Source organism: Bradyrhizobium sp. 27S5 (assembly GCF_037217225.1).
Taxonomy (GTDB): domain Bacteria; phylum Pseudomonadota; class Alphaproteobacteria; order Rhizobiales; family Xanthobacteraceae; genus Bradyrhizobium; species Bradyrhizobium septentrionale.
Genome location: NZ_CP147714.1, coordinates 1654601 through 1681223, shown reverse-complemented (window position 1 = coordinate 1681223; position 26623 = coordinate 1654601). Strand labels below are relative to the sequence as shown.

Genomic DNA, 26623 nt, shown 5'->3' with positions numbered 1-26623 from the left:
CGTCTCCCGTTGCTACTGCGCGACGGCGCTATTGCCCGCGAACATCAGCCAGCCGCCGTAAAGGATGTAGTAGCTCGCCACCGTCGTGATCAGGCGATTGGCCCAGGTGCGAAACTGCTGATCGCTCATCGCCTCCAGGATCCGCCGCGCCAGCGAGGTGCCGAGCATCGATGCCGCGACCGCAACCAGCGCCAGCACGGGATCGAGCGACGCCGCCTGGTCGATGATGCCGCCGAAATAGATCAGCTTGGTGAAATGGCTCGCGACCTGGCAGGTCGCTTTGGTCGCCACCGTCTCGCGCCGGCCGAAATTGCCGCCGAGGAAGAAGGTGTCCATCAAAGGACCCGAGACGCCGGTCATCAGCATCAACCCCATGCAGACCGAGCCGTAGAAGGTGCCCTGCCAGAGGCTGTCCGGATTCGGCTTGATGCCCTTCGGCACCAGCCGCGCCAGGAACGGCGTGACGCCGAGCAGGAGCAGCGCGACCGGCTTGTCCGGCACGTAGCGGGTGATCGACCACAGCCCAAGCGCCAGCGCGCAGCCGATCAGGTAGACCGCGACCGGCCGCCAGCGGATGTGCCGCCGCCACAGCAAGGCGCGCCAGCCGTTGGAAGCCATCTGGGTGATCGCATGCAGCACCATCGCCGACGGCAGCGGCAGGATCGCCAGCAGCACGCCGATCAGGATCAGCCCGCCGGCCATGCCGAACAGTCCCGACAGGAACGCCGTCGCGACCATGAGGGCACCGAGTGCTGCGATCAGGAGGGGGCTCATGCTGTATCTCCGCCAATATTTCTGCCGCGCTTGGCCAACTCCCGCAAACTGAGTTATCTTGCCCTTGCATCAGTTTTCCTGAGGGTTCATGCGGCGGCTGCTCTTTCTCAACGGCATCAAGGCGTTCGAAGCCGCGGCGCGGACCGGCAGCTTCGCGGCCGCCGGCCACGAGCTCAACGTCTCGGCGGCTGCGATCAGCCGGATGGTGCACCTCCTGGAAGAGCGGCTCGGCGTCGCGCTGTTCGAGCGCAAGGCGAACCGCCTGGTCACCACACCGGCCGGCCGCGCCTATCAAAGCGGGCTGACGCCGATCTTCGACGCGCTGGCGAGCCTCACCGCGCAGGTCACGGCGTCCGCCAGCGCGCGCGTCTTGACCGTCGGCGTCGGTCCGACATTCGCGATGAAATGGATGATCCCGCACCTCGCCGAATTCCGCAAAGAAGAGCCCGACATCGAGGTGCGGATCACCACCGGCGGCATGGCGGCGCCGTTTGGTGACGACTGGAGCTGCGGCATCCAGCTTGGCGACGGCCAGTGGCCGGGCCTCGTCGCCGAGCCGCTGTTCGCCGCCGACCTGATGCCGGTGTGCACCGCGCGGCTCGCCAACAGCTTGAAGCGCCCCGCCGACCTCAAGGGGCCGAGCCTGATCCGCGTCGCGCATTCGCCCGACGACTGGCCGTCCTGGCTGAAGGCCGCCGGCGTATCGCGGGTGAATGCGCGCGGACCGGAATTCCAGTTCTACGGCCAGGCGCTGCAAGCCGCGGTCGACGGGCTCGGCATCGCAATGGGGATCCGGCCCTACATCGATGACGATCTCGCCGCCGGCCGGCTGGTGGCGCCGTTCGCGCTCAGCGTGCCGAAGGGGATGCGCTGGTATCTGGTCTATCGCGGCTTCCACGCCGAGCAGCGCGATTTCGCCGCGTTCCGACGCTGGATCATCCGCGCCGCGGCGGAGCCCGCCGCCCGCCGCAAGGGGACGCGCAGTGCCTGACGAGACGATCGATACGCTGGTGATCGGCGGCGGCCAGGCCGGGCTCACCATGAGCCACCACCTGAAGCAGCGCGGCATCGCGCATCTGGTGCTGGAGCGGCAGCGCATCGCCGAGCGCTGGCGCAGCGAACGCTGGGACGGATTGATGTTTCAGTTTCCGAACTGGTCGGTGCGGCTGCCGGAGTTTGCGTTTCCGCATAGCGATGCCGACGGCTTCTCGCCGGCAGAAGCGATCGTCGACTTCATCGAGGCTTACGCTGCCTTCGTCGCGCCGCCGATCCGCTGCGGCGTCGCGGTGACGCGGCTGCGCGGTAACGACAGCGGCGGCTTCATCGCCGAGACCACGGACGGACGCGTCACCGCACGAAACGTCGTCGTCGCCACCGGCCCCTACCAGCGGCCGCTGCGGCCGGACATCCTGCGCGACGCTGACATCTTCCAGGTTCACGCCAGCGGTTACAAAAATCCCACGCAATTGCCCGACGGCGCCGTGCTGGTGATCGGGGCCGGTGCCTCCGGCGCGCAGATCGCCGAGGAGCTCGCGCGCGCCGGCCGCCGCGTGCTGCTGTCGGTCGGACAGCACAGCCGGCTGCCGCGCCGCTATCGCGGCCGCGACCTGATCTGGTGGCTCGCCGAGATGGGCATCGACCAGCGGCCGGTCGAGGAACGCGGCCCGTCGCGCCTGCTGCCGGTGATCTCGGGCGCCCATGGCGGCCATACCGTCGACTTCCGCCGCTTCGCGGCCGAAGGCATCACCCTGCTTGGCCGCGTCAGCGCCACTCGCGGCGGCGTCATCACGATCGCGCCCGACCTTGCCGAGAACATCGGCAATGGTGATGCGTATTACGCGACGTTCCTCGCCATGGTCGACGACTTCATCGCCGCGCGCGGGCTCGATTGCCCGCCTGATCCCGCCGCCCGCGCCCGCCTGCCCGACCCGGCCTGCCTCACTGCGCCGCTGCGCGAGCTCGACCTGCGCACTGAGGGCATCACCGCCGTGATCTGGGCCACCGGCTACGGCCTCGATCTGAACTGGATCGATATACCGGTGCTGGATGCCAACGGAACACCGCGACACCGCCACGGCGTCTCCGACGTGCCCGGCCTCTATTTCCTCGGCCTGCAATGGCTGTCGCGGATGAAATCCTCGTTCCTGTCCGGCGTCGGCGACGATGCCGCCGATCTCGCCGATCACATCACCGCCCGCGGTTAGCGCGTTTTCGAGCGAAGTGGGTATCGGTTCGCGCGAAGAAAACGTCAAAACGAAAGCTGGAGTCCGGGTTCCATTGCTCCGCACAAATAAACCCGGCGGCTTGTGATCTGCTTCACATTTACCCCCGCGCGCCCGTGTTTCCCTCGAGCAGGGCATCCCGAGGTCGCGCAATGATTTACAGCGGTTTTGAGATCAAGTCGTTTGAGGTGGGGAAGGGGCAATGGCACGCCAGGATTCAACGGATCGATCAAAGGCCGGTCGTCATCGATGGCATTCTGTTTCCGATGCTCGACATCGGCTTTGCGTGGTCCGATCCGGATGCGGCGATCGCCGACGCGAAGAAAACTATCGACCGGTTCCCACAGCGGTCTGGCATGACACTGCCGGTGGCCGAGGTATCGGCGTGACCGGTAACGTGGTGGTCGCCGTCGTCCCGCAATGCGAGCCGGATCCGGTCTGGCCGGCGCAGGTCAGAACCAGCTGCCCGGAATGCGCCGCGCCGCTGTCGCTGCTGCGGGTCATTCCCGGCCGCGCCGCCGACTACTGGACCATGCGTTGCGACGGCTGCGGCGGCATCCATCTCGACATCGTCGACCGGCCGCGGGCCTGAGGCCCACCAACTCTCACCACGCACACCGTGCACCTCTCCCGCTTGCGGGGGAGGTCGGATCGCATCGAAAGATGCGATCCGGGTGGGGGCTCTCTCCACAACGCGACTCGTGGAGAGAGCCCCCACCCCAGCCCTCCCCCGCTTGCGGGAGAGGGAGCCGAGTTCCGATGCGGCGGCATCACGGACCGAAGCTCTGCTGACACCCTGCTGTCAGCAGCCTCGCCAACACGCCAATCCAAGCCCCCTTTGCCCTTTTCTCGCTGCCGGACTCGTCCCATATTCGGCGTATGGCGAAGACACCAAACACTCCGAAAAAGCCCGGCAAATCCCCCAAATCCAAGGCGCACCGGCCCGACGTCCAACCGATCGGGCCGGCGCTGGCTGAGCTGCTCAATCCCGCGATCAACCGCGGCGATGCCGGCATGGGTTCGGGCACCGGCCTGCAGCCGCCGCCGGACAATTCCTGGGACCGCCGCGCCGGCGGCGAGGCCGCCGCGCATCGTGCGCGGGCCTCGACGCGCGAAACCAGCGAGGACGTCGCCAAACGCGATACCACCGGCCTCGGCGAGGCGCCGCAGGCCAATTACGGCACCTCGGCCACGATTCCGACCCTCGATCCGGAACTGGCGCGGCAGCTTGGGCTGCCGACCGCCGAGGACGATGACGAAGCGCTCGCCCGTCCGCCGCGCAGCAAGATGGAGGCGCTCGGCGTCAAGGCAACCGCCGACGCGCTGGAGAATTTGATCCGCGACGGCCGCCCGGAATTCCGCAAGGACGACGGCTCGACGCGGATATGGACCCCGCACCGGCCGCCGCGCCCGGAGAAATCCGAAGGCGGCGTGCGCTTCGAGATCAAGTCGTCCTACGAGCCGAGGGGCGACCAGCCGACCGCGATCGCGGAGCTGGTCGAAGGCATTGAGCGTAACGACCGCACCCAGGTGCTGCTCGGCGTCACCGGCTCGGGCAAGACCTACACCATGGCCAAGGTGATCGAGGCGACGCAGCGCCCCGCCATCATCCTCGCGCCGAACAAGACGCTGGCCGCCCAGCTCTATGGCGAGTTCAAGAGCTTCTTCCCCGACAACGCGGTCGAGTATTTCGTCTCGTATTACGACTACTACCAGCCGGAAGCCTACGTCCCGCGCACCGACACCTACATCGAGAAGGATTCCTCGATCAACGAGCAGATCGACCGCATGCGCCACTCGGCGACGCGTGCGCTGCTCGAGCGCGACGACGTCATCATCGTCGCGTCCGTGTCCTGCATCTACGGTATCGGCTCGGTCGAAACCTACACCGCGATGACCTTCGCACTGAAGAAGGGCGAGCGCATCGACCAGCGCCAGCTGATCGCCGACCTCGTCGCGCTGCAGTACAAGCGCACCCAGGTCGAGTTCACCCGCGGCACCTTCCGCGTCCGCGGCGACGTCATCGATATCTTCCCGGCGCACTATGAGGACCGCGCCTGGCGCGTGAACCTGTTCGGCGACACCGTGGAGAATATCGAGGAGTTCGATCCGCTCACCGGCCACAAGCAGGACGAGCTCGAGTTCATCAAGATTTACGCCAATTCGCACTATGTGACGCCGCGCCCGACGCTGGTGCAGGCGATCAAGTCGATCAAATCAGAGTTGAAGATGCGGCTCGACCAGCTCAACGACCAGGGCCGCCTCTTGGAAGCGCAGCGGCTCGAGCAGCGCACCACCTTCGATCTCGAGATGATGGAGGCGACCGGTAGCTGCGCCGGCATCGAGAACTATTCGCGCTACCTCACCGGGCGCCTTCCCGGCGAGCCGCCGCCGACCCTGTTCGAATATGTGCCCGACAACGCGCTGGTATTCGCCGACGAAAGCCACGTCACCGTGCCGCAGATCGGCGGCATGTTCCGCGGCGACTTCCGCCGCAAGGCGACCTTGGCCGAATACGGCTTCCGCCTGCCCTCCTGCATGGACAACCGCCCGCTCCGCTTCGAGGAATGGGACATGATGCGGCCGCAGTCGGTTGCGGTGTCGGCGACGCCGAGCGGCTGGGAGCTCAATGAAAGCGGCGGCGTGTTCGTCGAGCAGGTGATCCGCCCGACCGGACTGATTGATCCTCCCGTCAATATTCGCCCTGCGCGCACCCAGGTCGACGACCTCGTCGGCGAGGTCCGCGCCACCGCGCAGGCCGGCTACCGCTCGCTGATCACGGTTCTCACCAAACGGATGGCGGAGGACCTCACCGAATATCTGCATGAGCAGGGCATCCGCGTCCGCTACATGCACAGCGATATCGACACCATCGAGCGCATCGAGATCATCCGGGATCTCAGGCTCGGCGCATTCGACGCGCTGGTCGGCATCAACCTGCTGCGCGAGGGCCTCGACATTCCCGAATGCGCGCTGGTCGCGATCCTCGACGCCGACAAGGAAGGTTTTCTGCGCAGCGAGACCTCGCTGATCCAGACCATCGGCCGCGCCGCGCGCAATGTCGACGGCAAGGTGATCCTCTATGCCGACCAGATGACCGGCTCGATGGAGCGCGCCATCGCCGAGACCAACCGCCGCCGCGAGAAGCAGGTCGAGTACAACGAGGCCCACGGCATCACGCCGGAGAGCGTGAAGAAGTCGATCGGCGACATCCTCAACTCGGTCTATGAGCGCGATCACGTGCTGGTCGAGATCGGCGACGGCGGCATGGCCGACGACGTGATCTCGATCGGGCACAATTTCGAGGCGGTCCTCAGCGATCTCGAAACCAGGATGCGCGAGGCCGCCGCCGATCTGAACTTCGAGGAAGCCGCCCGCCTGCGCGACGAGGTCAAGCGGCTGCGCGCCACCGAGATGGCCGTGGTCGACGACCCCACCGCCAAGCAGCGCAACGTGCAGAAGCAGGCCGGCGCCTATGCCGGCACCCGAAAATACGGCGATGCCGCCAACCTGCCGGTCGCCGCGTTGAAGAACAAGACTGCGCAGACCTCGATCAAGGCGAGCCGCGGCGGCAAGTCCGGCTCACGGGTGCACAAGCCCGACCTCGACGAGATGCACGGCCCGGAATCGCTACCCTTCCGCCCGAGCGGCGCGCTGCCGGCAAAACCGTTCGGCACCACGAGCCGCATCATCCAGCCGACGGACTCGCGGCAGTCGGGGCCGGAGTTCGGGCCCTCCCCCCGCTCCACCGGCGGGGCGCCGGGCAAGCGGGGTGGTTGGAAGAAGAGGTAGAGCCATGACGCGCGCCGAGATTCTCACATTCCTGAGGAAACACCGGCTCGCGGTCGTCAGCACCGTTAACAATGGCGCGCCGCAGGCGGCCGTCGTCGGCATCGCCGTCAGCGACGACCTCGAGATCATCTTCGACACCCTGACCACCTCGCGCAAATACCAGAACCTGCTCGCCGATCCTCGTGCCGCGCTGGTGATCGGCTGGGACGCCGAGCAGACCGCGCAGGTTGAAGGCGTAGCTGATTTTCCAACCGGCGCGGAGCTCGATGCGTGCAAGCAGGTCTATTTTGCAGCGTGGCCCGATGGGCCAGAGCGCGAGACGTGGCCGAATATCGGATACGTACGGGTGCGGCCGACGTGGGTGCGATTTAGCGATTTTGGTGCGGTGCCAGCGCGGATCGAGGAGGTCGAATTAGGGTAGATACGTGGCGCTAGAAATTTAGTTCGGTTGCGCTACGCTACCCCCATGAAACTCGGCTTCGAAGAATCACAAACCTCTTACACCAGCGGCTCGCAACGCGCCCGTACCTGGACGGAGGCCTGGGTCAAGACTTGGGCATATTGTCCGCACTGTGGCAATGCAAAGATGTCGCAGTTTCCCAATAACAGTCCGCTGGCCGACTTCCTATGCGGATCGTGCAGCGAGGAGTTCGAACTCAAGAGCCAGAAGCGAAGGTTTGGCCCGAGTGTCGCTGATGGCGCATACAAGACGAAGTGCGAGCGTCTCGCGGCAAGCAACAATCCGAATCTTCTGTTGATGAATTACGACCTGAAGACGCTCGCGGTCGTCGATCTGTTGATCGTCCCGAAACACTTCTTCGTACGAGACATTATCGAAGAGCGGAAGCCGCTCAAGGCGACCGCTAGGCGCGCTGGCTGGATCGGGTCCAATATCCTGCTCGGAAAGGTCCCGGAGTCGGGAAAAATCCATATCGTCCGAAACGGCGTCATACGTGACAGGGAGCTGGTTCTTGCCGAATGGCAGAAGACGCTGTTTCTGAGAAGCGAGTCACTGGAATCTCGGGGCTGGCTTCTCGACGTCATGAAGTGTGTGGAGTCGCTGGGCAAGCGCGACTTTACGCTTGACGAAGTCTATGCCTTCGAGCGTCATCTTGGCGATCTGTATCCGGGCAACCAAAATGTCCGGCCGAAGATACGCCAACAACTCCAGTATTTGCGTGATCGCGGATTCATCGAGTTCCTGTCGCGAGGCAATTACCGACTGAAATCGTGAGGGCAGCCATGGCCTGGCTTCTGAATCTCTACCGATGTGCGCGCTGCAAGAAAATCTGGACTGACGAGTGGTCTTGCACTTGCGACGACGATTGCCCGCATTGCGGCGCGCGGCATATGTCACCGTTCAACAGCGAAGACTTGACCGAACTTGTCGCGCAAGAAGGTGATGAATTCGTCGCTATTCGGTCACCGGACTCGGCCGAGCTTGGTCCGGACTATCGCGAACTGGGTCGGTTTCCGACACGTGCGCAAGCGGAAGAGTTTCTGGCATCGACTGATTCTACTTAGGTGTTGGGAACGTCTCGCGTGCTCAGATCACATGGAACGCCGGATGATAGCTGACATCCCCTTGGGCGGCTCGCCTTCCAGCACCAGAAGTACGTGCTCGGCGCGCCGCCATAGGTCAGCAGCTTGATGGGTTTCGCTGGGCTCTACCCTCCTACGAGCTACGCCGCCGTCAATCCTCGCTGAATTGTTCGGCTTTTCAGAATTTCACTTGACACCTGACCCAACTCAGATGTTCAATGCTCCCGTCTCACCCGATCGAGGGGCGCTTCGCGGTCGTCACGAACGCGGCGTGGGATGCGGTGGACGCCGAGCGTGGTGCTGACGAGAGCACGCGAAGCGGACGGTGAAGTCGTGTGGTCCTGACGCCCTAGTGGCCGGTGTCCCCTTGCAAGACGCAATTGCGTCTTGTGAAGGCGGTGACAAACAAGCCAAGTCTCGCCGGGGAGAGCACGAAGTAAGCCGTAACCCATCGCGCAGGGAAAGCCGGGTTGTTTCCGGTTCACCTGTGGTCCTACCCCCGAGCTTTCTACCCATTGCTCGGGGCCCATGGGTGCGATCGGCACCCGGCTTTCCCTGTGCCCTCTTCAAGGAGAGGGCGGAACGAAGAGCAAAGCTCGGGCAAATCATGTCGCGAGAATGCGGAGCTGCGTCCTCATCAACAACTGTCATCGCCCGGCTTGACCGGGCGATCCAGTACGCCGCGGCCTCTCGGCTCAAGCATCGGCGTCTCTGGAATACTGGATCACCCGCATACGCGGGTGATGACACCGTACAGGCTGTTTGACATGTGAATCGGAATCCCACCCACGTCGTCCCGGGCAAGCGCAGCGCGACCCGGGACCCATCACCACAAATGCAAATTGGCTTACAACGCTGTGGCCACAGCATGCTTCGACAACTCAATCCTGTGGTTATGGGTCCCGGCCTTCGCCGGGACGACAGCGGAGGTTGCGGCGCGATCCGTAACTCCTACCCCGACCGCCTGTTGCTGGTGTTCTGGGTCAGATTGCCGTGCGCGGCCTGCTCGCGGATGTTGTGCTTCTCGTCGTCGCGATGGCCCTTGGTGGTGTCGAGGGGAACGCCGGGGGAGCTGCCCGGGCCCTTGTGGCTCTGGTTGTCGGCGGGAACGGGCTGGATGTTTCCAGTCTTTGGTTTCGTCATCATCGTCTCCGTTACGCGACGAGACAACGCCGCCGGTACGGGCGGCGTTCCCGGAACGTAACTTCACGTTCCGGAAAGCGGCTTCACAACGGATCGTGCTCTACAGCTTCTCCTGCTGCGAGGGCTGCGCCTGGCGCTGCTGTTGCTGACGTGCCTGCTCCTTGGCGTGATGGCGGCCGTAGAGGCAGCCGGCGGCGGCGCCGAGTACGCCGTGATGGCCGGCATAGTGGCCGGCGACACCACCGACGACCGCGCCCTTGATGCAGCCCTTGGCGTCGGCGGGCGACGTGGCGGCAAGCGCAGTGACGGCAACGACGAACGCGAGAACGATCGATTTCATGATGTGGCTCCAATGCAATGCTGCCGCATCAACGGCGAAGCGGCCCCGCCGGTTCCCGCCCCGTCTCTACAGAAAAAGCGCTGCGGATTCCTCCGGATCATGCTCTAAATGCCGCCGCATTGCGGACATCGCGTTTCAGAAACATGCGTAAATCAAACGTTGCCCTGCTCGCGCCGGCACTTTGCGCGGCGATCCTCCTCATCGCAGGCCCCGCCCGCGCACAGGACAAGGACCGCGCGCTGCTTTCGACATTCTGCGCGGCCGCCAACATCAAGGGATCGGCCTGCACGCGGGCAAGATCCTATCCGCACGGCGAAGGCCGAGCCTGCGACGTCAAGCTGACCGAGGAGCGCTATGCCGGACGCTTCCTCGCTGATCATGCGCTGCTTGTCGTCAACTATGAAAGCGAGTGCGAGCCACACGCGACCGATTTCGGCGGCGTCGCGTTGTTCGAGCAGAGCGGCAAGACGGCCCGCTTCATCCGCTTCCTGCCCGGCGCGCAGGGCCATGACTGCATCGTGACGTCGAAGGACGAGCGGCAGGATGCGCTGATCTGCGAGGTCGGTCACATGGGCCAAGGCATCCTCGAAAGCGCAGTGGCGCGGATGGCGTTTTCCCAAAAGTCCGGCAAGCGCATCGAGATTGCGCCCGACTTTTTGATGAGGGCCGAGGATGCGGTCAGCGCCTATGGCGCCAACGTCGTGATGTGCAACGAAGGGCCGAAATATTTCGGCCTCTCCAACCTCGCCGCCGGCCCGCGCCAGAACACCGTGGCGGTCGACGTCGACTATGCCGACGACGAGACCATCCGCACCGCCTGCGGCGAAGGCTTTCCGAAGCCGAAGGAGCTGTACCACGACCTGCTGCCCGGCGAGGCCTTCGTGCCGGAAGGCTATGAGAAGAAGAAGCGGTTCATCATCGACCTCGTGACCGGCAAGGCCGCGCCGTCGGATTAAGGCCACGCCGTCGGATGAGATGCCGCCATAACGGCCGCCGCGGCACAATGCACGCGCAAGTTGCCGAACCTAATCGCGTTTCGCGCGTCAAACATGTGGTTGATTGTGGAACGCTTCGGTTCACAATGTGAGCCGAGGGCGAGTCGGATGGAACCGGCGGAGTCGATCATGGGCGAGGATTTTAACCGGCAGCGCGTCCTGAACTTCCTCGACGTCTATTATGCCGGCGGCATCGAGGGCGCGCTCGATCACTGCAGCGACGACGTCGCCTTTCTCGCCAATGCGCCGATCGACATCCTGCCGCATATGGGCCAGCACCGCGGCAAGGCCGCGCTGCGCCAGATGTGGACCACGATCCACGAGCGCTATTCCGAGATGCGCTACGAGGCGCCGATCGTGGTGGCCCAGGGTGACCGGGTGGCGGCGCAGCTGCGCGTGTTCTTCCGCAAGCGCCACAACCGGCGCGTGGTGCAGTTCGACGTCGCGGTGTTCTACACGCTGCGCGAGGGCAAGATCATCGAGATCCGCGAGATCATCGACACCTACGACCTGATCCAGCAGGTGCTGGAGCGCGATCTCGCCGCGGCGCTGCTCGGCCAAAACGCGGAGTAGTCCCGAAAGCCAGAGAAGATCCCGGCGCCGTCAGGCACGCAATTTTGCACGCCGGCGTTGAACCTCGAAGTCCCGGCAAAGACCTATCACTGGGCTTGTTGCGGTCGGGGCTGAAATCACCATGAAAATCGCATTGCTCGCTGTGCTTGGTCTTGCGCTGGGCGCCCTTGGCGGCGCCGCGCTCGGCATCGGCGCCGGGCTCAGCTGGATCGGACTGGCCAGAACCTCGGGTATCGACAGCGGAACGCTGGTGTTCTTCACCTTCATGCCGCTCGGCGCCGCGATCGGCGGTGTCGGCGGCGCGCTGCTGTTCGCGGTGGTCGCGATCCGCGACGCCGAGATCGTGATCGAGCGGCAGCCGGTGCGGCAGCGCGACCGCTGAATTGCGAAAGCGAATGTCACTCGTTACGTAAGGTGAGCACGCACGTCAGGCTCCCTCCCCCCCTTGCGGGGGAGGGTTGGGGAGAGGGGTGAGTCCCGGGCGAGACGGTCGACGTCAGCGTCGATGTTGCAATTCCAGCCTCGCATCGTTGAGATGCAATTTGAGAGAGATTGCCGAGTGGCCACCCCTCTCCCTAACCCTCCCCCGCAAGGGGGGAGGGAACCCTGCCACCGGTGCGTCCCTCACTGGCCCGCCTGATGCGCCAGCGGGCGGCGGTCACATTCCGGTAAAATTCCGCGCAATTGTGCATTGCAAAAATGTCATTTGCGTTTTCGCCCTTCCGGACTATTTCAGGCAGCAATAGCGATGTGCAGCAACCTGGCGGGCGTCGGCGCTGACCTCCTGCCATTCGTTTGCTTTGAAACTCCAGTTTCCAGGACCAGACCAAAATGACAGAGCACAGCCTCTGGCGTTTTTCGCGCGCGTTGCATCGCGCGATCAACGAACGCCAGCTTGCAGACGTCGAGCCGCTGCTCGATGACGAGGTCGAATGGGCCATCTATGGGCCGATCGACCTGTTTTCCTTCTTCGGCTCGCGCCGCGGCAAGGCCGCGGTCCTCGAGGTGATCAAGCAGATCGGTGAGAACCTCAGGGTTCACCGCTTCGACCGGGAGTCCATCATGCTGGGAGCGGATACGGCGGCTTCGATGCTGCGCTATTCGCTGACGGCCCTGGACTCCAACAAGCCGATCTCGCTCCGGATCGCGCATTTTGCGCAGTTCAAGGCCGGCAAGCTCACGAGCTTCCGCGTCCTGGTCGACAGTTTCGACCTGGTCGAGCAGACCGTCGGCTATCCGATCCACCTGCCCCGGATCGCGGTCTAACGCCGCCCCCGGCTTCACGCCTTCGTCATGTCCGGGCTCAAGCGCGAAGCGCGCCTTCGCGTTCGGCGCTCCGGGCGGGACGCGGCCGGTTTTGCCAGCCCCGAACCGGCCGCACGGGGACGCCTTGTGGGCGCGCTCGCGCTCGTCCCGGACATGACGATCACATTGGCAGTCACATTGGCAGTCACTTGCGATCACGCCGCTCTCACTTGCCTCCAGCGGCCCGTTGCCACAATTTCGCACCACGAAAACCGCATACTGCGGCTCTGGAATTGCGGGCTGGGAATGACCTCTACATCACGATTTGGCTGGGCGCGGCTGCCGGTAGCGGCGGCCGGCTTCAGCATGGCGATGGCGCTTGCGGCCGCCGCGCAGAGCCCGCCCTTGCAGATCACTCCCCCGGCCCAGGATAACGTTCAAGATGGCGCTGCGGCCGACGCCGGGGCTGCGGCCGACGAGGCACCGCCGGCGGCCGATGCCAATGACGCCGACATCCTGAAGGACATCGACGAGAGCAAGCTCGACTGGAGCCAGCTCGACACCGACTCCACCAGCCTGCCCACGCTGGCGCCGAAGAACGCGGCCAAGCGCGGCAGCGTCGCCGCCAACGATCCGTCCTGGTCCACCAACCGCAACGGCAACGGCTCGTCGGCGGTGTCGGTCAAGCAGTCGGTCTCGCCGTTCCTCGACACCCGCATCGGCGCCGACATGACGGTCGCCAAACAGGGCACGATGACGACATCGGAGCAATTGTCGGAACGGCTCGCCAATGGCGGCAGCCTGCCGCAATCCGGCGGCTCGGCCTGGGCGTCGATCTCGGCGGGCGGCGTGGCTTCGATCTGGGACAAGACCTCGGTCGAGGCACGGGTCGATCCGGGCGCCGACCAGAGCAAGATCGGCACCTCCCTGAGCAAGTCGGTGCCGCTGTCGGAGCAGTATTCGCTGACGCTGCAAAACGGCTACAACGTCATCCAGCAGGGCGTGGTCCCGGTGCCCGGCATCGCCAGCCACCCGTCGCGCAGCTGCGACACCGATCAGTCGGCAACCCTCTCGGTGAACGACTCCGGCACCAGCATCACCGCAGGCCAGACGCAGTCAACCTCCGACGACAAATGGCTGCGCCGGATCGGCGCCGAGCAGAAGCTGTTCGACGGCGTCACCGTCTCCGGCTCGGTCGGCGAGACCTCCCAGGGCACGACCAACAAGAGCATCAGCGCCGGCTACAAGCGAACGTGGTGAACGATCTGTTAGCCCTGTCGCGCTAATGATCAGGCATTGCCCCAACTTGGCCCAGATGCGGTCAAATTCGGCGGCACTGATAGGTCCGTAACTTCATCAATTCGTCGTGCGGGGGACAAGCCGCGCTTCGCTATTGCGAACCAGGGGAAAGCCGATGAACGCCACCAACCGTACCGAGGAAGCCGAAACGGAGACTTCCGAGGTCGACACCAACCTCGCTGCGGTCTCGGAAGTCGAAGCCGGCATCCGCGACTTCGTGCGCAACGACATCGCCTATCTGCGCCGCCCGGTGGCGAGCCCGGAGACCGCGCCGACCGATCCGAACACCGATGCGACCGTCAACAACGTCAACTCGCTGATCCAGCGCGTCGCCGGCACCTCGCTCGCCGAGATCGAGAAGCTGATCGGCGAGCTCGAGAGCCTGCGCGATTTGCTGCATGCCGAGGGCCAGCGCGTCCAGCGCGAGATCTCCGGCTATGCCCAGCTCAGCCAGGCCGCGATGAAGTCGACGCGCATGATCGCCGACAACGTCTCGCAGTGGAAGCGCGCCGCCGACGGCCTGCGCAACAGCTGATCCGGATCAGTCGTCAAGACTGAAAGCCGCCGCCCCCCGAACCGGAGGCGGCGGCTTCGTATTTCATGCCCTGATATCAACGCAGAACGATTCGTTATTCAGCGCGGTGTAAATTCCGCGACGTCAATTCTTGCAGAACTTGATTTGAACTTTAGATGCCGAGCCCGCGTCCAATCCGGAGCAGACGTCCGGACCGCGCCTGGTGGGGCGCCCCTTTGGAGACAAATTCATGCAGAGCGTCCGGCCGGATAACGCCGATCCGATTCCGCTGCGCCAGCCGCGGCAAGGCATTGGCACGATCATGATCCGGTTTATCGGACTGTTGGCGGCCGCGACCGTCGTGATGGTGCTGATCTGGAATCGCTAAAAGCGCTTCGCGTGACTGGAATGCGCTCGACGAGAAGCTGAGCTTGATTCGGGGAAGTGTGACGCAGCCTACCAATAGATCACATTGAAAAAAGGCAAAATCGGCCACCGGGCGCTCCCTGAGCGCCGAGGGCTATGGACGCTGAATCAGCGATCGATGCTCGCGGTGGTTTCGAAGGAGTAATTGCCGTCGGCAAAGCCCTTCACGACCAATCCGGTCGCCAGCATCACCACAAGCGTGACCGTCGCGAAGATAATGCCGACGAGTTTCAGCGCGCTGCGATCTGCCATTGTCATCCCCAAAGTCTTCGTCAGGAGTTCGTGCCCTCAAACCATAAGGCAGGGACAAAGGTTCAGAATGCGTTAGCAAAAAATGAGTTCCACGCAACGCACAACTGCGTCGGCCAGCAGAAGTAATCTGCTAACCATGGCGTCCGTGCAACATCAGAGGCGTGCGGGCAACATCAGGAACCGGGATTGCGCCGCGGCACGAAGGCGGTCGCCAGGAACGAGAACACCACCTCATTGCGCTGATTGACGCCGGTATTGCGCGCCTGAAGGATGCCCCATTCGGGCCGCTTCTCCGAGGTGCGCTTGGTCTCGATCTGGTTGGTGAAGCTGATGGTGTCGCCTGCCAGCACTGGGCGGATCCAGCGCAGCTCGCGGAAGCCCGGCGAGGGTCCCCAGACCGCGACCGTTTCGCCGCGCGCCGCGGCTTCGGCGGCGAGCCGCTTGCCGTCGGCGACCAGCAGCTTCATGCAGACGCTGGCGACATGCCAGCCCGACGCGGCAAGCCCGCCGAACAGCGAGTTGCGCCCCGCCTCCTCGTCGAGATGGAAGCGCTGCGGATCGAACTGCGCGGCAAAGCGCTTGATGTCCTCAGGCGTGAAGGTGAAGGAGCCGAACTCGCGGCGCGCGCCGATCTCGATGTCTTCAAAAAAGCGCATGACCTCTCCTATGCGCTCGCAGCGTCACGGCGGCTGATGATGATCGGCGACTCCATCTCGCACAGCATCTCGCCGCGCGCGTTGCGGATCGTGCCCTTGAAGGTGACGATGCCGGTCTCGGGCCGGCTCTTCGAGACGCGCGCCTCGACCACGTCGACGTCCAGCGTCAAATCGTCGCCCGGACGCAACGGCGCCACCCAGCGCATCTCGTTGACCCCGGGCGAGCCGAGCGAGGCGGTGCGGCCGATGAAGCCGTCGAACAGCATCCGCATCATCAGCGAGCCGAGATGCCAGCCTGAGCCCGACAGGCCACGGAGCATGGATTTCTTCGCCGCCTCCTCATCGAGATGCATCGGCTGCGGGTCGAATTCGGCGGCGAAGCTAAGGATTTCCTCGCGCGACACATGGCGGGGGCCGAACGTGCCGAAATGGCCGGGCTTGAAGTCTTCGAAGGTGAGCGTGGTCATGGGGTAAGGATAAGCCGGAAGGAAGCCCGATTGTGGCCGTTATTTGCGGCAATCACAACCGACCCACTCGCATAGCTCGCCCCTGGACTGCCGGCGCCCGGTCCGGGGCTCGCCTTTGGCGGGACAGACTGGGCTTCTGCGGTATCGATCCCGATGGTGCGGCCGGCGCTGTGGCGCCGTCCCGAACCGTTGGTCCGGCCAAACGCCTCGTCCTGATGGACGCTTCCCCGTAGGCGGCGGGGATGAAGTGCTAACGCCGGGGATGACGCAGTAGGATGCGATGCGAATCATATTTCGGCGGCCGGGAGAACCACGATGTTCGATTTCCAGGATCTGTTTCAGTGGGACCGCTTCATCACGCCCACGATCATCAAGACGTTCTACTGGCTCGTGATCGCGGTCATCGTGCTGTTCGGGATCTCCGGCATCCTGTGGAGCCTCACCGCGATGGCGATCAGCCCGTTCGTCGGCTTCATCCAGCTGCTCGCGTCGATCGCCAGCATGTTCGTCGGCATCGTGTTCTCGCGCATCGCCGCCGAATTCATCCTGATCGTGTTCCGGATCAACGAGCATCTCGGCGCGATCCGCGACCGGGACGGAGCGATGCACTGAGGCGCAACGCCTCCGGCCCGACGCGACCTGCCGGGCGAGCCGTGGTTAATCCGAAGTAGCACAAGCTCGCAAATGCCCGCGAATTTCCGACCGGGATTTTAAAGCCGCTCGCGTATCAGCCTCTGCATTGCGCTTAAGACCAACGCGGGGGCGTCGTGAATTCGAGGAATGGTTTTGCCGTGAGGCCGGCTGCCGAGCCGGGCTTTACGACCGAGGATATTTTATGGGCGGTCGGCATCTGGTCGGTGATCCTGACCCTGGCGCCGGTGATCGTGTTTTATCTGCTGATGGTGGCGTAGCGCCCTGTCATTCCGGGGCATGCGAACCATGAACCTCAGATGCGCAATTGCGCATCGGGGAATCTCGAGATTCCGGGTTCGATGCTCACGCATCGCCCCGGAATGACATCTCACTGTTCGAGCATGATCGCGCAAAAAACGCGCGAGAGCCGCGCGTTCTTCCAGTTCGAACGGAAGCGGCGTTGTTACGCCGCCTGCTTGTGCATCGCGCCGGAGGCCGACGCCGTGCCGCGGATCGCCTTGATCGAGCGTTCGATCGCGGCCCACAGCCGAGTGACCTCGGCGGCGGCGCGGCCTTCCGCATAATATTCGCGGGCGCCTTCACCCTGGCCGAGCGCCATCAGAAGGTCGGCGCGGTTGGTGATCTGGCCGCTCCACACCGGAGCGCGGAATTTCGCCAGCGCCTCGCGCGCGATCGCGACGATCCGGCTTTCGGCGTTGTCACGCTGCGCGGGCGCGCCGTTGATCACGACGGCGTAGGGCTTGCGCATCGAGCGGCAGGTCTGGATCGTTTCCTGCACCGCGTTGACGTCGAACACGCCGGGCCGCGCCGGAATGATCACCATCGTGGCGTTCTTGATGGAGTCGTCGACCACGGCCGAGAGATTCGGCGGCGTATCGATGAACACCCACTCGATGCCGTCACGCTTGGCCTGAGCGATGATCCCGGCGACCGAATTCACCGCCGTCTTGATCGCGGGCTCGTTGGTGCCGCGCAGCTTGTGCCAGAGAGTCAGCGAGCCCTGCGGATCGGCGTCGATCAGCAGACATGGCTTCGTTGCCTTGTGCACTTGCGCGGCGAGGTGAGCAGCCAGGGTACTTTTCCCCGAGCCCCCCTTACGCGAAGCGAAAACAATCACGTTCATACCTTGGCCTCCAGATTGACCCCAGGAGGCGAAAATGAATCAGCGCGCTGATTCGCGAAAGAAGAAACTTCTTGCAATCCGCAAAGTGGCCAAGATTACCGGTGCGTTCTGCTTTTTGAGTCACACTTCATCTATGACACAACTGCAAATGGAAGCGCTAAGCGCTTGATTTGACTCATCGCTAACGTTTTTCGGCAGCTTTGGCCCGCTCGCGCTCGGTCCATTTGCGCTCGATCCAGCCGAGCAATTGCGCTGTGGGTTTCTGCAGGAACGGCACATCCTGTGCGAACAAAAGGAGTCCGAGCGGCAGCATCCAGAGTCCGAGCACCGGCAGGAAGCTGAAGATGCCGCCGATGATCAAAAGGAACGCCAACGGAATCCGCACATAGCGCGACGACGGCTTGCGCAGCCACGCGACGAAGCGCGAGGGGCCACGCGGAAGCTTGGCCTCGAACCAGGCGAAGTGCCGATCGATCTCTTGCTTGTAGTATTCGCTCACACGTCCCACTCCACCCGTTTCGCCCATCGCGGAAACGGAGTTTGCAATGAACACAGCCCCACAGATGATGCTGCGTGGCAGCGTCACAAGGCGTCAGTCTGTCGCGCATCGCAGCCTTGAAATGGCCGCCACGTAATCTAGCGCGCGGGATGGGAACCGCCTTAGTTGACCGGCTTCTTCGCCTTGCGCGATTTCGTGGCCTTGCGCTTGGCAGCGGCCGGCCGCCGCTCCACGCGCTCGCGCGCCTCACGCGGCTCGGGACCGGCGCGGAAGAATGCGCGGCAGGCCGGCGAAAGCTGCGCCTTGTTCCTGATCATGCAGGCGGTGATGCGATCGACATCGGGAATCTCCGGCCCGCAAAGCCGAAACGCGTCAGGCGTACAGGCCTGCTGCTGGTCGGGTGTGTAAGCCTCGCCCCGGTCCGGCAGCAGCAGCGCTGCAAGCCCGAGCATCAACGCAAACGAAAAACTCCTTGCACCGGCGGTCCCCATGCGCGTCCCCCCAAAGGTGTCATAAAGGCGTCGTTTAAGGCGTCGTTTCACCGATAGTGGGTGAACACACATTGAATCGCAAGCGGGGGCGAGATGACACGGCCGGAACAGTTGCTGCACCGCACGAGGATGCCTCACCTCCACCATCGGCAGTTTCGTCGTCGCCGAGAGCAATCGTCATTCGAAAGTTGGTGCGACCCATGGTCGCTCATCGGGACCAAAACTACCCTGGATATTGCGCGTCCCGTTGCAAACAGTGTTCAAGCATGTTCGAAATCATGCCGCTGGTGAATTTGAAGGCCGGCGGGTCTCACTGCACGGCAAGAAATTGCGACCCCATTTTTGATCGCATCGACCGTGCCTAGCTGGAGGAATGAGTCATGGGTAACGTTTGGCGGCCCCCGGTGCTCATCGCGAGCGTGCAGCCCAACCCTCCAGCCAACGGCGTCGACAACGGCACCAATGGCCTGGGTTCAACCGCGCTGGCCGCCATCGGCAACGACCAGATGGCGATGGTCTACCTGCAAGGTGGCTATGCCAACTTCCCGGACCTCATGTACCAATCCGTCGTGCTGCAGCGGGTCGATCCGCTCGGCAATACCAGCGGGACCCCGATCACGATCGCCAGCAGTGCTGTCAGCCCGACCCTGATCGGCTCGGTCGTTTCGACGCCCGACGTGACCACGCTTTCCAATGGATCGGTCGCCGTTTCCTACACGTTCGGATCCTACAACGCGGGCACGCTGCGGACCGATGTGTTCGCGAGGATTGTCGCGCCCGACGGTACCGTAGGAGCGGAAATCAAACTCAATACCACCGCGGGCAACGAAACCAACGCAACGATCACGGCCGTGGCAGGCGGCGGATTCCTTGCCGTCTGGCAAGACGCTGTTTCCTCTGGACCGGGCGGCGTCGGCGGCGACGGCGCCGGCTCGGGCATCAGCGCGCAGCTGTTCGATGCCGCCGGAAACAAGGTCGGCACCCAATTCACCGTCAACACGACGACCGCAGGGAGTCAGACCACCCCTTCGGCGACGACGCTCACCAATGGCAACATCCTGGTCAGCTGGATCAGCGGCGCCAATGTCGAAGCACAGATCTACACCTCGGCAGGCGTCCCTGTCGGGACGGAGATCACGCTGTCGACTGCGCCCGGGCCCAGCGCTTCGGTCGGTTATAACAAGGTCGTCGCGCTCTCAGGCGGCGGCTTCGCGCTGGTTCGCGACTACACCAATTCGATCATCATCGCCCTCAATCCCGTGATCGACGTCCAGATTTTTGACGCGACGGGAACGGCGGTCGCACCGGCCCTCCAGATCGACGGCGTCGGCACCGGCTATTTCATCACCTCGATCGACGCAGCCGCGGCGACCGACGGCGGCGTGACCGTGACCTATAGCGACAATGATGCGTTCCTTGGCCTGACCGCGGTCAGCCGCTACCACATTGCGAGCACCGGAACGCTTGCAGATGCCAGCACGGTGACGACCACGTCGACCAACACGTCCGCGATCGGCGCTGCCGCGATCGGCATGTACGGCGACGGACGCGAACAGATCATCTGGGACCAGCGCCAGCCCGGCTTTGCCGATACGTTGCAGGAATCGATCTACGACGATCGCAACACGACGACGTTTTTCGCGACAGCCGCGCAACCGACCGCGGTCGGCAGCATTTCGAATGACTCGGTCTACGGCCATGCCGGTGCGGACACGCTGTATGGTTACACCGGCAATGATATTCTTGTTGGCCAGGGCGGTGACGACATCGGCTATGGCGGCGACGGCAACGATTATTTCTATGCCGGTGCCGGAAACGACATCTTGTTCGGCGATGCCGGCCTCGATGTGCTGCTCGGCGAAGACGGCAACGACGTTCTCTACGGCGGCACCGGCTTCAACTACCTGTTTGGCGGCAACGGCAACGATATTCTGGTCGGCTCGGGAGGCGCTGGTCCCAGCGACGTCAACGTGATGTACGGCGACAATGGCGCCGATCTGCTCTACGGCGGGGCCGGCACCAACTACTTCTACGGCGGCGCCGGCGTCGACACGATGTATGGCGGCTCCGGTCTCAACATCTTCATCTCGTCGGGCGAGACCGACGGCAACGTCATCTACGGCGGCTCGGGCCAGAACTATGTCTATGGCTCGAACGGCGGCGACACCGTCACGGGCGGCACCAATGTCGACGTTTTCCTGATGGGCTCGGGCGCGGACAGCATCACCGGCGGCGGCGGCGTCGACTACGCCTGGGGCGGCCTCGGCAGCGATACCTTCACCATCAACGACTCGACCTCCGAAGTGATGGTGATCCAGGACTTCAATGCCGGCGGCGTCAACGACCTCATCAATTTCGCCGGCACATCGCTGCATTCCTTTGCGGACGTCCAGGCGGCCTCGTTCTACGTGGCCGGCACCAACACCACCATCATCACCGATGCCGCGGGCAATGCGGTCTGGCTCACCGGTGTCGCGCCGGGACAGCTGAGCGCGGGCATGTTTCAGTTCAGCTGAGCGCTTCGGCCAGGACGAAGTATCTACGGGCTGCGGGCAAATGTTGCTGTTCGTTGCTGCGCATTGCGGATGACCTCACATCACGCCTTCAACGATGCGCCGGGCGTCCGGGTGATCCAGGACCGGGATTCGCCCCGCGACGTGGTGCAATTCCGTGGTTCATTCAATGGCTGCACTGTCGTCTAGATGAACGGCGCCACGATCAGCATCGTCCCGGCCTCGAACTTCTCGATCGTGAGCTAAAGTCACCTTGTTCAAGGGGGATTGTCCGTTCTGGGCACCCCGAAAGTCTCGCGCGTTGAGAGAATTTTTTCGCCTACAATCAATCAAAAATGGTACCAAGCGCCAGTAAGGCCAGACTATTCAAGTGCATCTTTCGACGGGCGATTAGATTAGACGGGCGATTAGATTAAAGGGACTATGAGATGGCGTGGACTTATACTGTTCAGCTCAACGACGCCGGTGGCGCTGGAGCGGCAACGGATTCGGCCCTGGTTTACGACCTGCAACAGGCGTTAAGCGTCTGGCAACAGTACGTCGGCGGCATCGGGAATCTGGTTGTCGATCTCAATATCACGACCACCGCCGTGGGGCGGGCAGATGGCGGGCCGACGTCGTCTTACTACGTCGGAACAAGCAATGGCCTGGCCGTCTATGAACCTTCGAGCCAGTACGAGCTGACGACGGGACAACACGTCAGCGGCACGACGAGCGATATCACCATCAACGTCGATACCGCTTATCTGCAATATCTGGATCTGGACTACGGCCTGAGTTGGGGCAGCTCGGTCCCGTATGATAAGCTCAACCCCATCGACGTATTCCTGCACGAGGTGATGCACGGGCTCGGTATGACGGGCTGGTACAGCCAGAGCGGCCAGCTCCCCGGCGCCTATGAATCGACCTTTGATACCTTTATCCAGAAGTCCGGATCGTTGGCCTATTTCACCGGTTCGCATGCGGAGGCCGCGTATGGCGGCCCGGTGCCGCTGACGACGGACAGCACCACGCAGAATTACTATCACTTCGGCAACCAGCAATCCGACTTCACCGCCTCGCCATCGACAGTCGCGGATCCGCTCACGCTGGATCTGATGAATGGCATCGTCTTCTTCGACGACTACCAATACGCCATCTCGCCGCTGGATCTCGGGGTGCTGAAGGACCTCGGATACAGCGTGCGCGGCTATGCCGACGACACCATGAACGGCACAGCCGGCGCGGATTCGCTGTACGGGACTACGTTGAACGACCTGATCTCGAGCGGCGCGGGCAATGACATCATCGTTGCGGGTGCCGGCTTCGATACCGTCGATGGCGGCGACGGCAACGACTACGTTTACGCAGGCGCCGACGCTGACGTCTTGAGCGGCGGCAACGGCAACGACGTGTTGCTCGGCGAAGACGGCGATGACGCGATCTACGGCGGCACCGGCTTCAACTATTTGTTCGGCGGCAGCGGCAACGACACGCTGGTCGGCGCGGGAGGCACGTCGGCCAGCGACGTCAACGTGATGTATGGCGGCGACGGCGCCGATTATCTCTTCGGCGGCGCCGGGACCAACTACTTCTATGGCGGCACCGGCGTCGACACGATGTATGGCGGCTCCGGCCTGAACATCTTCATCTCGTCGGGCGAGACCGACGGCAATCTGATCTATGGCGGCTCCGGCCAGAACTATGTCTATGGCTCGAACGGCGGGGACACCGTCACCGGCGGCACCAGCGTCGACGTCTTCCTGATGGGCTCGGGCGCAGACAACATCACAGGCGGCGGAGGCGTCGACTACGCCTGGGGTGGCGGCGGCAGCGATATCTTCAACCTCAACGACAAGGCGTCCGATACCGAAGTGATGGTCGTCGAGGACTTCAACGCCGGCGGCGTCAACGACTTCGTCAATTTCGCAGGCACGTCGCTGCATTCGTTCGCGGACGTCCAGGCCGCCGAGTTCTACGCGGCCGGCATCAACACCACCATCATCACCGACGCCGCAGGCAACGCGGTGTGGCTGATCGGCGAAGCCCCCGGACAGCTGAGCGCGGGGATGTTCAAGTTCAGCTGAGGGGGCGGCGGGGATTGCGACGTGCGAACCGGCCCGACCACCACCACGATTGCGCTCGAATTCGCGGTTGCGCGAATTCCGCCGCGGCTTGAAGGCCTTTCCGGCCTCCTGGTGAGTGGCGAGAGAGGCAAGATTTTCTGATAGACATTTTGATCCGGTGTCAGAATGTTTGAGATAGATCAACACATCAGACCGACGCATTCGCTCGCATAGTCGCCTATCGAGCGAATTTCGGGGCTGGGATGTCGCAGATTTCAGATACGCCTGCCGGTAGCATCCTTGATCCGATGGAGCGGATCTCGGAAACCCTGTTCGGCCTGATCATGGCGCTCACCTTCATCTGCTCGCTCGGTGTCGCGACGGGAGCCGGCGTCAATGTTCAAACACTGCTGATCGGTGCGCTCGGCTGCAATCTGGCGTGGGGTATTGTCGACGGTGGCCTTTATCTGCTGGCTCGCATCAACGATCGGGGAGACAAGCTCTTGACGCTCCGCGCGATACGGCAGGCACCGAATCCCGAAACAGCGCGGCGCGTCATCGCCAACGCGCTGTCGCCCGAATTGGTGGCGCTGTTGCCTCCGGACCAGATCGATTTGATGCGGCAGAAACTGCTGCAATCGCCCGAACCGTCGGGTTGTCGAGGACTGACGAAGCGCGACTGGACCGGAGCGCTGGGGCTTTGCCTGCTTAGCTTCCTTTCGACCTTCCCTGTGGTGATCCCGTTCCTGTTCGTTAGTGACGCCAGATTGGCGCTGCGCATCTCCTACGCCATTGCCATCGTCATGCTTTTCGGCTGTGGTTACGTGTTCGGAGTTCGTAGCGGGCTGCGGCCTTGGGCGGCGGGTCTTGCGATGGTGGCGGTTGGCAGTGCGCTGGTAGGTGTCGCGGTGGCTCTTGGAGGATGATCGACAGTGCGGCAGCGGGGCATTGCATCTGTTCGGCGTGCAAGTGGTGCCTCGATCGCTGCGTTGATCTGGTTGTGGCTTTCACCAATGGCCGCGGGTCTTGCGCAGACAGAAAACCCCAGTCCGGGCGGCGCGATCGGCCTTGGCAATCGCGGCTGGTCGGCAGCCGGCGCCAACCAGGCAACGTCTCCGAACGAGTTCGAATTCAGCGCCCGCGCCGGGGCTGCGTCCGACTATATCTATCGAGGGACCACGCTGTCCGATCATGGGCCTGCGGTCGGCGCCGCCTTCGAAGCAAGATTTGGCTCGCTCTACGCCGGCACCACGGTCGCCACCGTCAAGCTGCCGACCCAGCCGGCGGCTGAACTCACTTTCGCCGGCGGTATCCGCCCGACGATCGCTACGATAGATCTTGATCTTGGCGTGACCTATTTCGCCTACCCCGGTGAACGGCTTCCCGGCGAGACCAACGGCATCAATTATTGGGAGGCGGTTATCCGCGGCGATCGAAAGATCGGCGAACAGGTCCGCATCGCCGCCGGCTACGCTTACTCGCCAAACGTCTCGAACACCGGCGCCTGGAGTCAATATGCGGCGGCCGGGGCTGGCTTCGACGTGCCGGGCCGCTTGCTGCCGAACGACCTGGCAGTATCATTCACGACCGCTGCCGGCTACTCCTGGTTCGGCAACCAGAGTTCGCAACTCGGCGGCTTCCCGCTACCTGCCTATCTCAATTGGCAGGCGGGTGTGACCTTCACCCATAAGGCCTTCAACCTCGACCTGCGCTACTACGACACCAATCTGTCGAAGGAAAATTGCTTGGTCTTCACGGGCGATCCAAACGCGCGGCCGGGCGGCCGCGTCGATCTCGCCACCAACCCGGGCGGCCTGGTGTCGAACTGGTGCGGCGCAGCCTTCGTTGCCAAGGCCTGGTTTGCGTTCAACTAGTCCCGTCGTTTGCGGGCTACCACTTTGAGGCAGGGCCTCAGACTGCAAGACGATCCAAAGGGACCGAAACCCTCAACCTGAGCCCGCTAGGCAGCCAATCATGCTCAACCTTGCCGCCGAGCTGATCAGCAATGCTGCGCTCTGCAAGCACGCTACCAAAGCCTTTAGCTGACGGTGGGGCGACAATCATGGGCCCGCCTGTCTCCTCCCATTCAAGATGGAGATCCCCGCCATGCGTCTCCCATGTGATGCTGACCGAACCAGTCGGCTCCGATAGCGCGCCGTATTTGGCCGCATTCGTCGTTGTTTCATGCAGGGCGAGAGCGAGACTTGTCACGGCCATCGCACCCACGGGCACATTAGGTCCTCTCACCATGATGCGTTCGCGAGACGCGTCATCTTCGTAAGGCCGCAACACCGTTCGCACGACGTCACCCACCGTTGTTCGCTCGCTATGCGCCTCCGTACCCATGATCCCAGGACGGATGAGATCCTTGGCCTGCATGAGAGCGTTCAGACGGCCCCGTAGCGATTGAGCCATTTCCTGCGGCGTTCGGGCTGACCGAGCACTCAGATTGATGATGCCGTGGAAGACGGCGAACATGTTCTTCACGCGGTGGTTCGCCTCGCGCGCGAGCAACCGTTGGCGCTCTTGCGCAACTACACGCTCGGTCGTCTCGCTAACGATGCAAAGAACACCGCCAATTTCACCGGCTTCGTTTTGAACAGGAGAATAGGAGATGTCGAAGTAAACTGTCTCCGGGTAGCCATGGCGCTCGATGTAGAAGGGGCGATCCTTGGCGAAGACTGTTTCGCCATTGTCGAGGACGCGTCGGAGCAAGGGTTCCAAGTCTTCCCACAGCTCGGTCCAATTCTCGCGAGCAGGTCGTCCAAGAGCCCTCGGATGCTTCTGGCCTATCGTCGGTGCATAGGCGTCATTGTATAGCGCCACAAACTCCGGCCCCCAGAACAGCACGATCTGTGCTTTGGCCGGCAGCATGAGGCTGACTGCGCTCTTGAGGTGCGCAGGCCACTCCATGATCGACCCCAAGCTTGTGGCGGACCAATCGAAGGCGCGAATGAGTGCGGCGACGTCGCTCACACCTGGTGGAAAATCACCTTCCAGTTTGCGACCGATGCCCATAGCCTTCAGGCAATCAGATTTTGTCAACGGGAACAAGCCG

At 63.3% G+C, this 26623-nt stretch carries 31 protein-coding genes; 21 read left to right on the top strand and 10 right to left on the bottom strand.

From position 1 onward, the window contains the following. Positions 1–12: 12 nt before the first annotated feature. A complete protein-coding gene (locus WDM24_RS07985) occupies positions 13–774 on the bottom strand; it encodes a sulfite exporter TauE/SafE family protein (protein WP_166298916.1) in 762 nt (253 codons plus the stop codon). Positions 775–862: 88 nt separating this feature from the next. Here WDM24_RS07985 and WDM24_RS07980 point away from each other — a divergent pair, with 88 nt between their 5' ends. From WDM24_RS07980 to WDM24_RS07945, 8 genes are all read left to right on the top strand, one after another. Further along, positions 863–1765: a LysR substrate-binding domain-containing protein gene (locus WDM24_RS07980; protein ID WP_338830771.1), complete on the top strand. Its 903-nt coding sequence runs from the start codon at positions 863–865 to the stop codon at positions 1763–1765. Then, positions 1758–2978 carry an NAD(P)-binding domain-containing protein gene (locus WDM24_RS07975; RefSeq protein WP_338830770.1) on the top strand — a complete coding sequence of 407 codons (1221 nt, stop codon included), beginning with the start codon at positions 1758–1760 and terminating at the stop codon, positions 2976–2978. The genes WDM24_RS07980 and WDM24_RS07975 overlap by 8 nt, the downstream gene beginning before the upstream one ends. Before the next feature lie 170 nt (positions 2979–3148). Continuing rightward, positions 3149–3385, top strand: coding sequence for a hypothetical protein (locus tag WDM24_RS07970; RefSeq protein WP_166298891.1), 237 nt, complete (start codon positions 3149–3151; stop codon positions 3383–3385). After that, positions 3382–3588 (top strand): hypothetical protein, encoded by a 207-nt coding sequence (locus WDM24_RS07965; protein ID WP_249817996.1) that lies wholly within the window; start codon positions 3382–3384, stop codon positions 3586–3588. Before WDM24_RS07970 ends, WDM24_RS07965 begins: the two co-directional genes overlap by 4 nt. 287 nt (positions 3589–3875) lie before the next feature. After that, positions 3876–6788: an excinuclease ABC subunit UvrB gene (uvrB, locus tag WDM24_RS07960; protein WP_338830769.1), complete on the top strand. Its 2913-nt coding sequence runs from the start codon at positions 3876–3878 to the stop codon at positions 6786–6788. 4 nt (positions 6789–6792) lie between these two features. After that, entirely contained in the window at positions 6793–7209 is a 417-nt protein-coding gene (locus WDM24_RS07955) for a pyridoxamine 5'-phosphate oxidase family protein (RefSeq protein ID WP_338696419.1), read from the top strand. Positions 7210–7254: 45 nt separating this feature from the next. Further along, on the top strand, positions 7255–8022 hold the full coding sequence (locus WDM24_RS07950; protein ID WP_338830768.1) for a DpnI domain-containing protein: 768 nt from the start codon (positions 7255–7257) through the stop codon (positions 8020–8022). A gap of 8 nt (positions 8023–8030) precedes the next feature. Next, positions 8031–8312 carry a hypothetical protein gene (locus WDM24_RS07945; RefSeq protein ID WP_338830767.1) on the top strand — a complete coding sequence of 94 codons (282 nt, stop codon included), beginning with the start codon at positions 8031–8033 and terminating at the stop codon, positions 8310–8312. 969 nt (positions 8313–9281) lie between these two features. Here the strand turns inward: WDM24_RS07945 and WDM24_RS07940 are convergent. Both WDM24_RS07940 and WDM24_RS07935 read right to left on the bottom strand, forming a co-directional pair. Continuing rightward, on the bottom strand, positions 9282–9473 hold the full coding sequence (locus tag WDM24_RS07940; protein WP_338830766.1) for a hypothetical protein: 192 nt from the start codon (positions 9471–9473) through the stop codon (positions 9282–9284). Between the two features lie 100 nt (positions 9474–9573). Beyond that, complete coding sequence (locus WDM24_RS07935; protein ID WP_338830765.1) at positions 9574–9813, bottom strand: hypothetical protein; 240 nt, start codon at positions 9811–9813, stop codon at positions 9574–9576. Between the two features lie 143 nt (positions 9814–9956). Between WDM24_RS07935 and WDM24_RS07930 the strand changes: the two genes are divergently transcribed. From WDM24_RS07930 to WDM24_RS07900, 7 genes are all read left to right on the top strand, one after another. Next, entirely contained in the window at positions 9957–10769 is an 813-nt protein-coding gene (locus tag WDM24_RS07930) for a hypothetical protein (RefSeq protein WP_338830764.1), read from the top strand. 168 nt (positions 10770–10937) lie between these two features. After that, positions 10938–11381: a nuclear transport factor 2 family protein gene (locus WDM24_RS07925; RefSeq protein WP_338830763.1), complete on the top strand. Its 444-nt coding sequence runs from the start codon at positions 10938–10940 to the stop codon at positions 11379–11381. Between the two features lie 121 nt (positions 11382–11502). Continuing rightward, entirely contained in the window at positions 11503–11763 is a 261-nt protein-coding gene (locus WDM24_RS07920) for a hypothetical protein (RefSeq protein WP_029083491.1), read from the top strand. A 449-nt stretch (positions 11764–12212) separates the two neighbouring features. Then, positions 12213–12647, top strand: coding sequence for a nuclear transport factor 2 family protein (locus WDM24_RS07915; RefSeq protein WP_029083492.1), 435 nt, complete (start codon positions 12213–12215; stop codon positions 12645–12647). Positions 12648–12932: 285 nt separating this feature from the next. After that, the gene (locus WDM24_RS07910) at positions 12933–13886 is read left to right on the top strand and encodes a hypothetical protein (RefSeq protein ID WP_338830762.1); all 954 of its coding nucleotides are present in this window, start codon (positions 12933–12935) and stop codon (positions 13884–13886) included. Between the two features lie 154 nt (positions 13887–14040). Then, positions 14041–14460 carry a hypothetical protein gene (locus WDM24_RS07905; RefSeq protein ID WP_029083494.1) on the top strand — a complete coding sequence of 140 codons (420 nt, stop codon included), beginning with the start codon at positions 14041–14043 and terminating at the stop codon, positions 14458–14460. 229 nt (positions 14461–14689) lie between these two features. Continuing rightward, entirely contained in the window at positions 14690–14827 is a 138-nt protein-coding gene (locus WDM24_RS07900) for a hypothetical protein (protein WP_165127736.1), read from the top strand. A 146-nt stretch (positions 14828–14973) separates the two neighbouring features. Here the strand turns inward: WDM24_RS07900 and WDM24_RS07895 are convergent, their stop codons facing one another. The 3 genes from WDM24_RS07895 to WDM24_RS07885 all read right to left on the bottom strand — a co-directional run bounded on the left by WDM24_RS07895 (position 14974) and on the right by WDM24_RS07885 (position 16240). Beyond that, positions 14974–15117, bottom strand: coding sequence for a hypothetical protein (locus WDM24_RS07895; RefSeq protein WP_024584466.1), 144 nt, complete (start codon positions 15115–15117; stop codon positions 14974–14976). A gap of 173 nt (positions 15118–15290) precedes the next feature. Continuing rightward, positions 15291–15773, bottom strand: a complete 483-nt coding sequence (locus tag WDM24_RS07890; protein ID WP_338696399.1) for a MaoC family dehydratase — start codon at positions 15771–15773, stop codon at positions 15291–15293. 8 nt (positions 15774–15781) lie between these two features. Then, a complete protein-coding gene (locus WDM24_RS07885; protein WP_029083496.1) occupies positions 15782–16240 on the bottom strand; it encodes a MaoC family dehydratase in 459 nt (152 codons plus the stop codon). 315 nt (positions 16241–16555) lie between these two features. Here WDM24_RS07885 and WDM24_RS07880 point away from each other — a divergent pair, with 315 nt between their 5' ends. Together WDM24_RS07880 and WDM24_RS07875 are read left to right on the top strand one after the other, a co-directional pair. Continuing rightward, the gene (locus WDM24_RS07880; RefSeq protein WP_029083497.1) at positions 16556–16852 is read left to right on the top strand and encodes a DUF4282 domain-containing protein; all 297 of its coding nucleotides are present in this window, start codon (positions 16556–16558) and stop codon (positions 16850–16852) included. Positions 16853–17007: 155 nt separating this feature from the next. Next, complete coding sequence (locus WDM24_RS07875) at positions 17008–17151, top strand: hypothetical protein (RefSeq protein WP_165127734.1); 144 nt, start codon at positions 17008–17010, stop codon at positions 17149–17151. 185 nt (positions 17152–17336) lie between these two features. On the opposite strand, the gene WDM24_RS07870 is transcribed toward WDM24_RS07875, so the two are convergent. From WDM24_RS07870 to WDM24_RS07860, 3 genes are all read right to left on the bottom strand, one after another. Continuing rightward, entirely contained in the window at positions 17337–18017 is a 681-nt protein-coding gene (locus WDM24_RS07870) for a ParA family protein (RefSeq protein WP_029083498.1), read from the bottom strand. Positions 18018–18198: 181 nt separating this feature from the next. Next, the gene (locus tag WDM24_RS07865) at positions 18199–18543 is read right to left on the bottom strand and encodes a hypothetical protein (RefSeq protein ID WP_166214047.1); all 345 of its coding nucleotides are present in this window, start codon (positions 18541–18543) and stop codon (positions 18199–18201) included. A gap of 134 nt (positions 18544–18677) precedes the next feature. Next, positions 18678–19007 carry a hypothetical protein gene (locus WDM24_RS07860; protein ID WP_166298902.1) on the bottom strand — a complete coding sequence of 110 codons (330 nt, stop codon included), beginning with the start codon at positions 19005–19007 and terminating at the stop codon, positions 18678–18680. Positions 19008–19387: 380 nt separating this feature from the next. Between WDM24_RS07860 and WDM24_RS07855 the strand changes: the two genes are divergently transcribed. From WDM24_RS07855 to WDM24_RS07840, 4 genes are all read left to right on the top strand, one after another. Then, positions 19388–21523: a calcium-binding protein gene (locus WDM24_RS07855; RefSeq protein ID WP_338830761.1), complete on the top strand. Its 2136-nt coding sequence runs from the start codon at positions 19388–19390 to the stop codon at positions 21521–21523. A 425-nt stretch (positions 21524–21948) separates the two neighbouring features. After that, the gene (locus WDM24_RS07850; protein WP_338830760.1) at positions 21949–23586 is read left to right on the top strand and encodes a calcium-binding protein; all 1638 of its coding nucleotides are present in this window, start codon (positions 21949–21951) and stop codon (positions 23584–23586) included. 287 nt (positions 23587–23873) lie between these two features. Then, complete coding sequence (locus WDM24_RS07845; protein WP_338830758.1) at positions 23874–24491, top strand: VIT1/CCC1 transporter family protein; 618 nt, start codon at positions 23874–23876, stop codon at positions 24489–24491. An 87-nt stretch (positions 24492–24578) separates the two neighbouring features. After that, on the top strand, positions 24579–25439 hold the full coding sequence (locus tag WDM24_RS07840; RefSeq protein ID WP_338830757.1) for a TorF family putative porin: 861 nt from the start codon (positions 24579–24581) through the stop codon (positions 25437–25439). A gap of 37 nt (positions 25440–25476) precedes the next feature. On the opposite strand, the gene WDM24_RS07835 is transcribed toward WDM24_RS07840, so the two are convergent. Beyond that, entirely contained in the window at positions 25477–26619 is a 1143-nt protein-coding gene (locus WDM24_RS07835; RefSeq protein ID WP_338830755.1) for an HWE histidine kinase domain-containing protein, read from the bottom strand. Positions 26620–26623 lie beyond the last annotated feature (4 nt).

Bases quoted from the DNA above. Each gene is read 5' to 3' on its own strand.
- WDM24_RS07985 (WP_166298916.1), bottom strand. From the start codon at position 774: ATGAGCCCCCTCCTGATCGCAGCACTCGGTGCCCTCATGGTCGCGACG.
- WDM24_RS07980 (WP_338830771.1), top strand. From the start codon at position 863: ATGCGGCGGCTGCTCTTTCTCAACGGCATCAAGGCGTTCGAAGCCGCG.
- WDM24_RS07970 (WP_166298891.1), top strand. From the start codon at position 3,149: ATGATTTACAGCGGTTTTGAGATCAAGTCGTTTGAGGTGGGGAAGGGG.
- uvrB (WP_338830769.1), top strand. From the start codon at position 3,876: ATGGCGAAGACACCAAACACTCCGAAAAAGCCCGGCAAATCCCCCAAA.
- WDM24_RS07955 (WP_338696419.1), top strand. From the start codon at position 6,793: ATGACGCGCGCCGAGATTCTCACATTCCTGAGGAAACACCGGCTCGCG.
- WDM24_RS07950 (WP_338830768.1), top strand. From the start codon at position 7,255: ATGAAACTCGGCTTCGAAGAATCACAAACCTCTTACACCAGCGGCTCG.
- WDM24_RS07945 (WP_338830767.1), top strand. From the start codon at position 8,031: ATGGCCTGGCTTCTGAATCTCTACCGATGTGCGCGCTGCAAGAAAATC.
- WDM24_RS07940 (WP_338830766.1), bottom strand. From the start codon at position 9,473: ATGACGAAACCAAAGACTGGAAACATCCAGCCCGTTCCCGCCGACAAC.
- WDM24_RS07935 (WP_338830765.1), bottom strand. From the start codon at position 9,813: ATGAAATCGATCGTTCTCGCGTTCGTCGTTGCCGTCACTGCGCTTGCC.
- WDM24_RS07930 (WP_338830764.1), top strand. From the start codon at position 9,957: ATGCGTAAATCAAACGTTGCCCTGCTCGCGCCGGCACTTTGCGCGGCG.
- WDM24_RS07925 (WP_338830763.1), top strand. From the start codon at position 10,938: ATGGGCGAGGATTTTAACCGGCAGCGCGTCCTGAACTTCCTCGACGTC.
- WDM24_RS07920 (WP_029083491.1), top strand. From the start codon at position 11,503: ATGAAAATCGCATTGCTCGCTGTGCTTGGTCTTGCGCTGGGCGCCCTT.
- WDM24_RS07915 (WP_029083492.1), top strand. From the start codon at position 12,213: ATGACAGAGCACAGCCTCTGGCGTTTTTCGCGCGCGTTGCATCGCGCG.
- WDM24_RS07910 (WP_338830762.1), top strand. From the start codon at position 12,933: ATGACCTCTACATCACGATTTGGCTGGGCGCGGCTGCCGGTAGCGGCG.
- WDM24_RS07905 (WP_029083494.1), top strand. From the start codon at position 14,041: ATGAACGCCACCAACCGTACCGAGGAAGCCGAAACGGAGACTTCCGAG.
- WDM24_RS07900 (WP_165127736.1), top strand. From the start codon at position 14,690: ATGCAGAGCGTCCGGCCGGATAACGCCGATCCGATTCCGCTGCGCCAG.
- WDM24_RS07895 (WP_024584466.1), bottom strand. From the start codon at position 15,117: ATGGCAGATCGCAGCGCGCTGAAACTCGTCGGCATTATCTTCGCGACG.
- WDM24_RS07890 (WP_338696399.1), bottom strand. From the start codon at position 15,773: ATGCGCTTTTTTGAAGACATCGAGATCGGCGCGCGCCGCGAGTTCGGC.
- WDM24_RS07885 (WP_029083496.1), bottom strand. From the start codon at position 16,240: ATGACCACGCTCACCTTCGAAGACTTCAAGCCCGGCCATTTCGGCACG.
- WDM24_RS07880 (WP_029083497.1), top strand. From the start codon at position 16,556: ATGTTCGATTTCCAGGATCTGTTTCAGTGGGACCGCTTCATCACGCCC.
- WDM24_RS07870 (WP_029083498.1), bottom strand. From the start codon at position 18,017: ATGAACGTGATTGTTTTCGCTTCGCGTAAGGGGGGCTCGGGGAAAAGT.
- WDM24_RS07865 (WP_166214047.1), bottom strand. From the start codon at position 18,543: ATGGGCGAAACGGGTGGAGTGGGACGTGTGAGCGAATACTACAAGCAA.
- WDM24_RS07860 (WP_166298902.1), bottom strand. From the start codon at position 19,007: ATGGGGACCGCCGGTGCAAGGAGTTTTTCGTTTGCGTTGATGCTCGGG.
- WDM24_RS07855 (WP_338830761.1), top strand. From the start codon at position 19,388: ATGGGTAACGTTTGGCGGCCCCCGGTGCTCATCGCGAGCGTGCAGCCC.
- WDM24_RS07850 (WP_338830760.1), top strand. From the start codon at position 21,949: ATGGCGTGGACTTATACTGTTCAGCTCAACGACGCCGGTGGCGCTGGA.
- WDM24_RS07845 (WP_338830758.1), top strand. From the start codon at position 23,874: ATGGAGCGGATCTCGGAAACCCTGTTCGGCCTGATCATGGCGCTCACC.
- WDM24_RS07840 (WP_338830757.1), top strand. From the start codon at position 24,579: ATGGCCGCGGGTCTTGCGCAGACAGAAAACCCCAGTCCGGGCGGCGCG.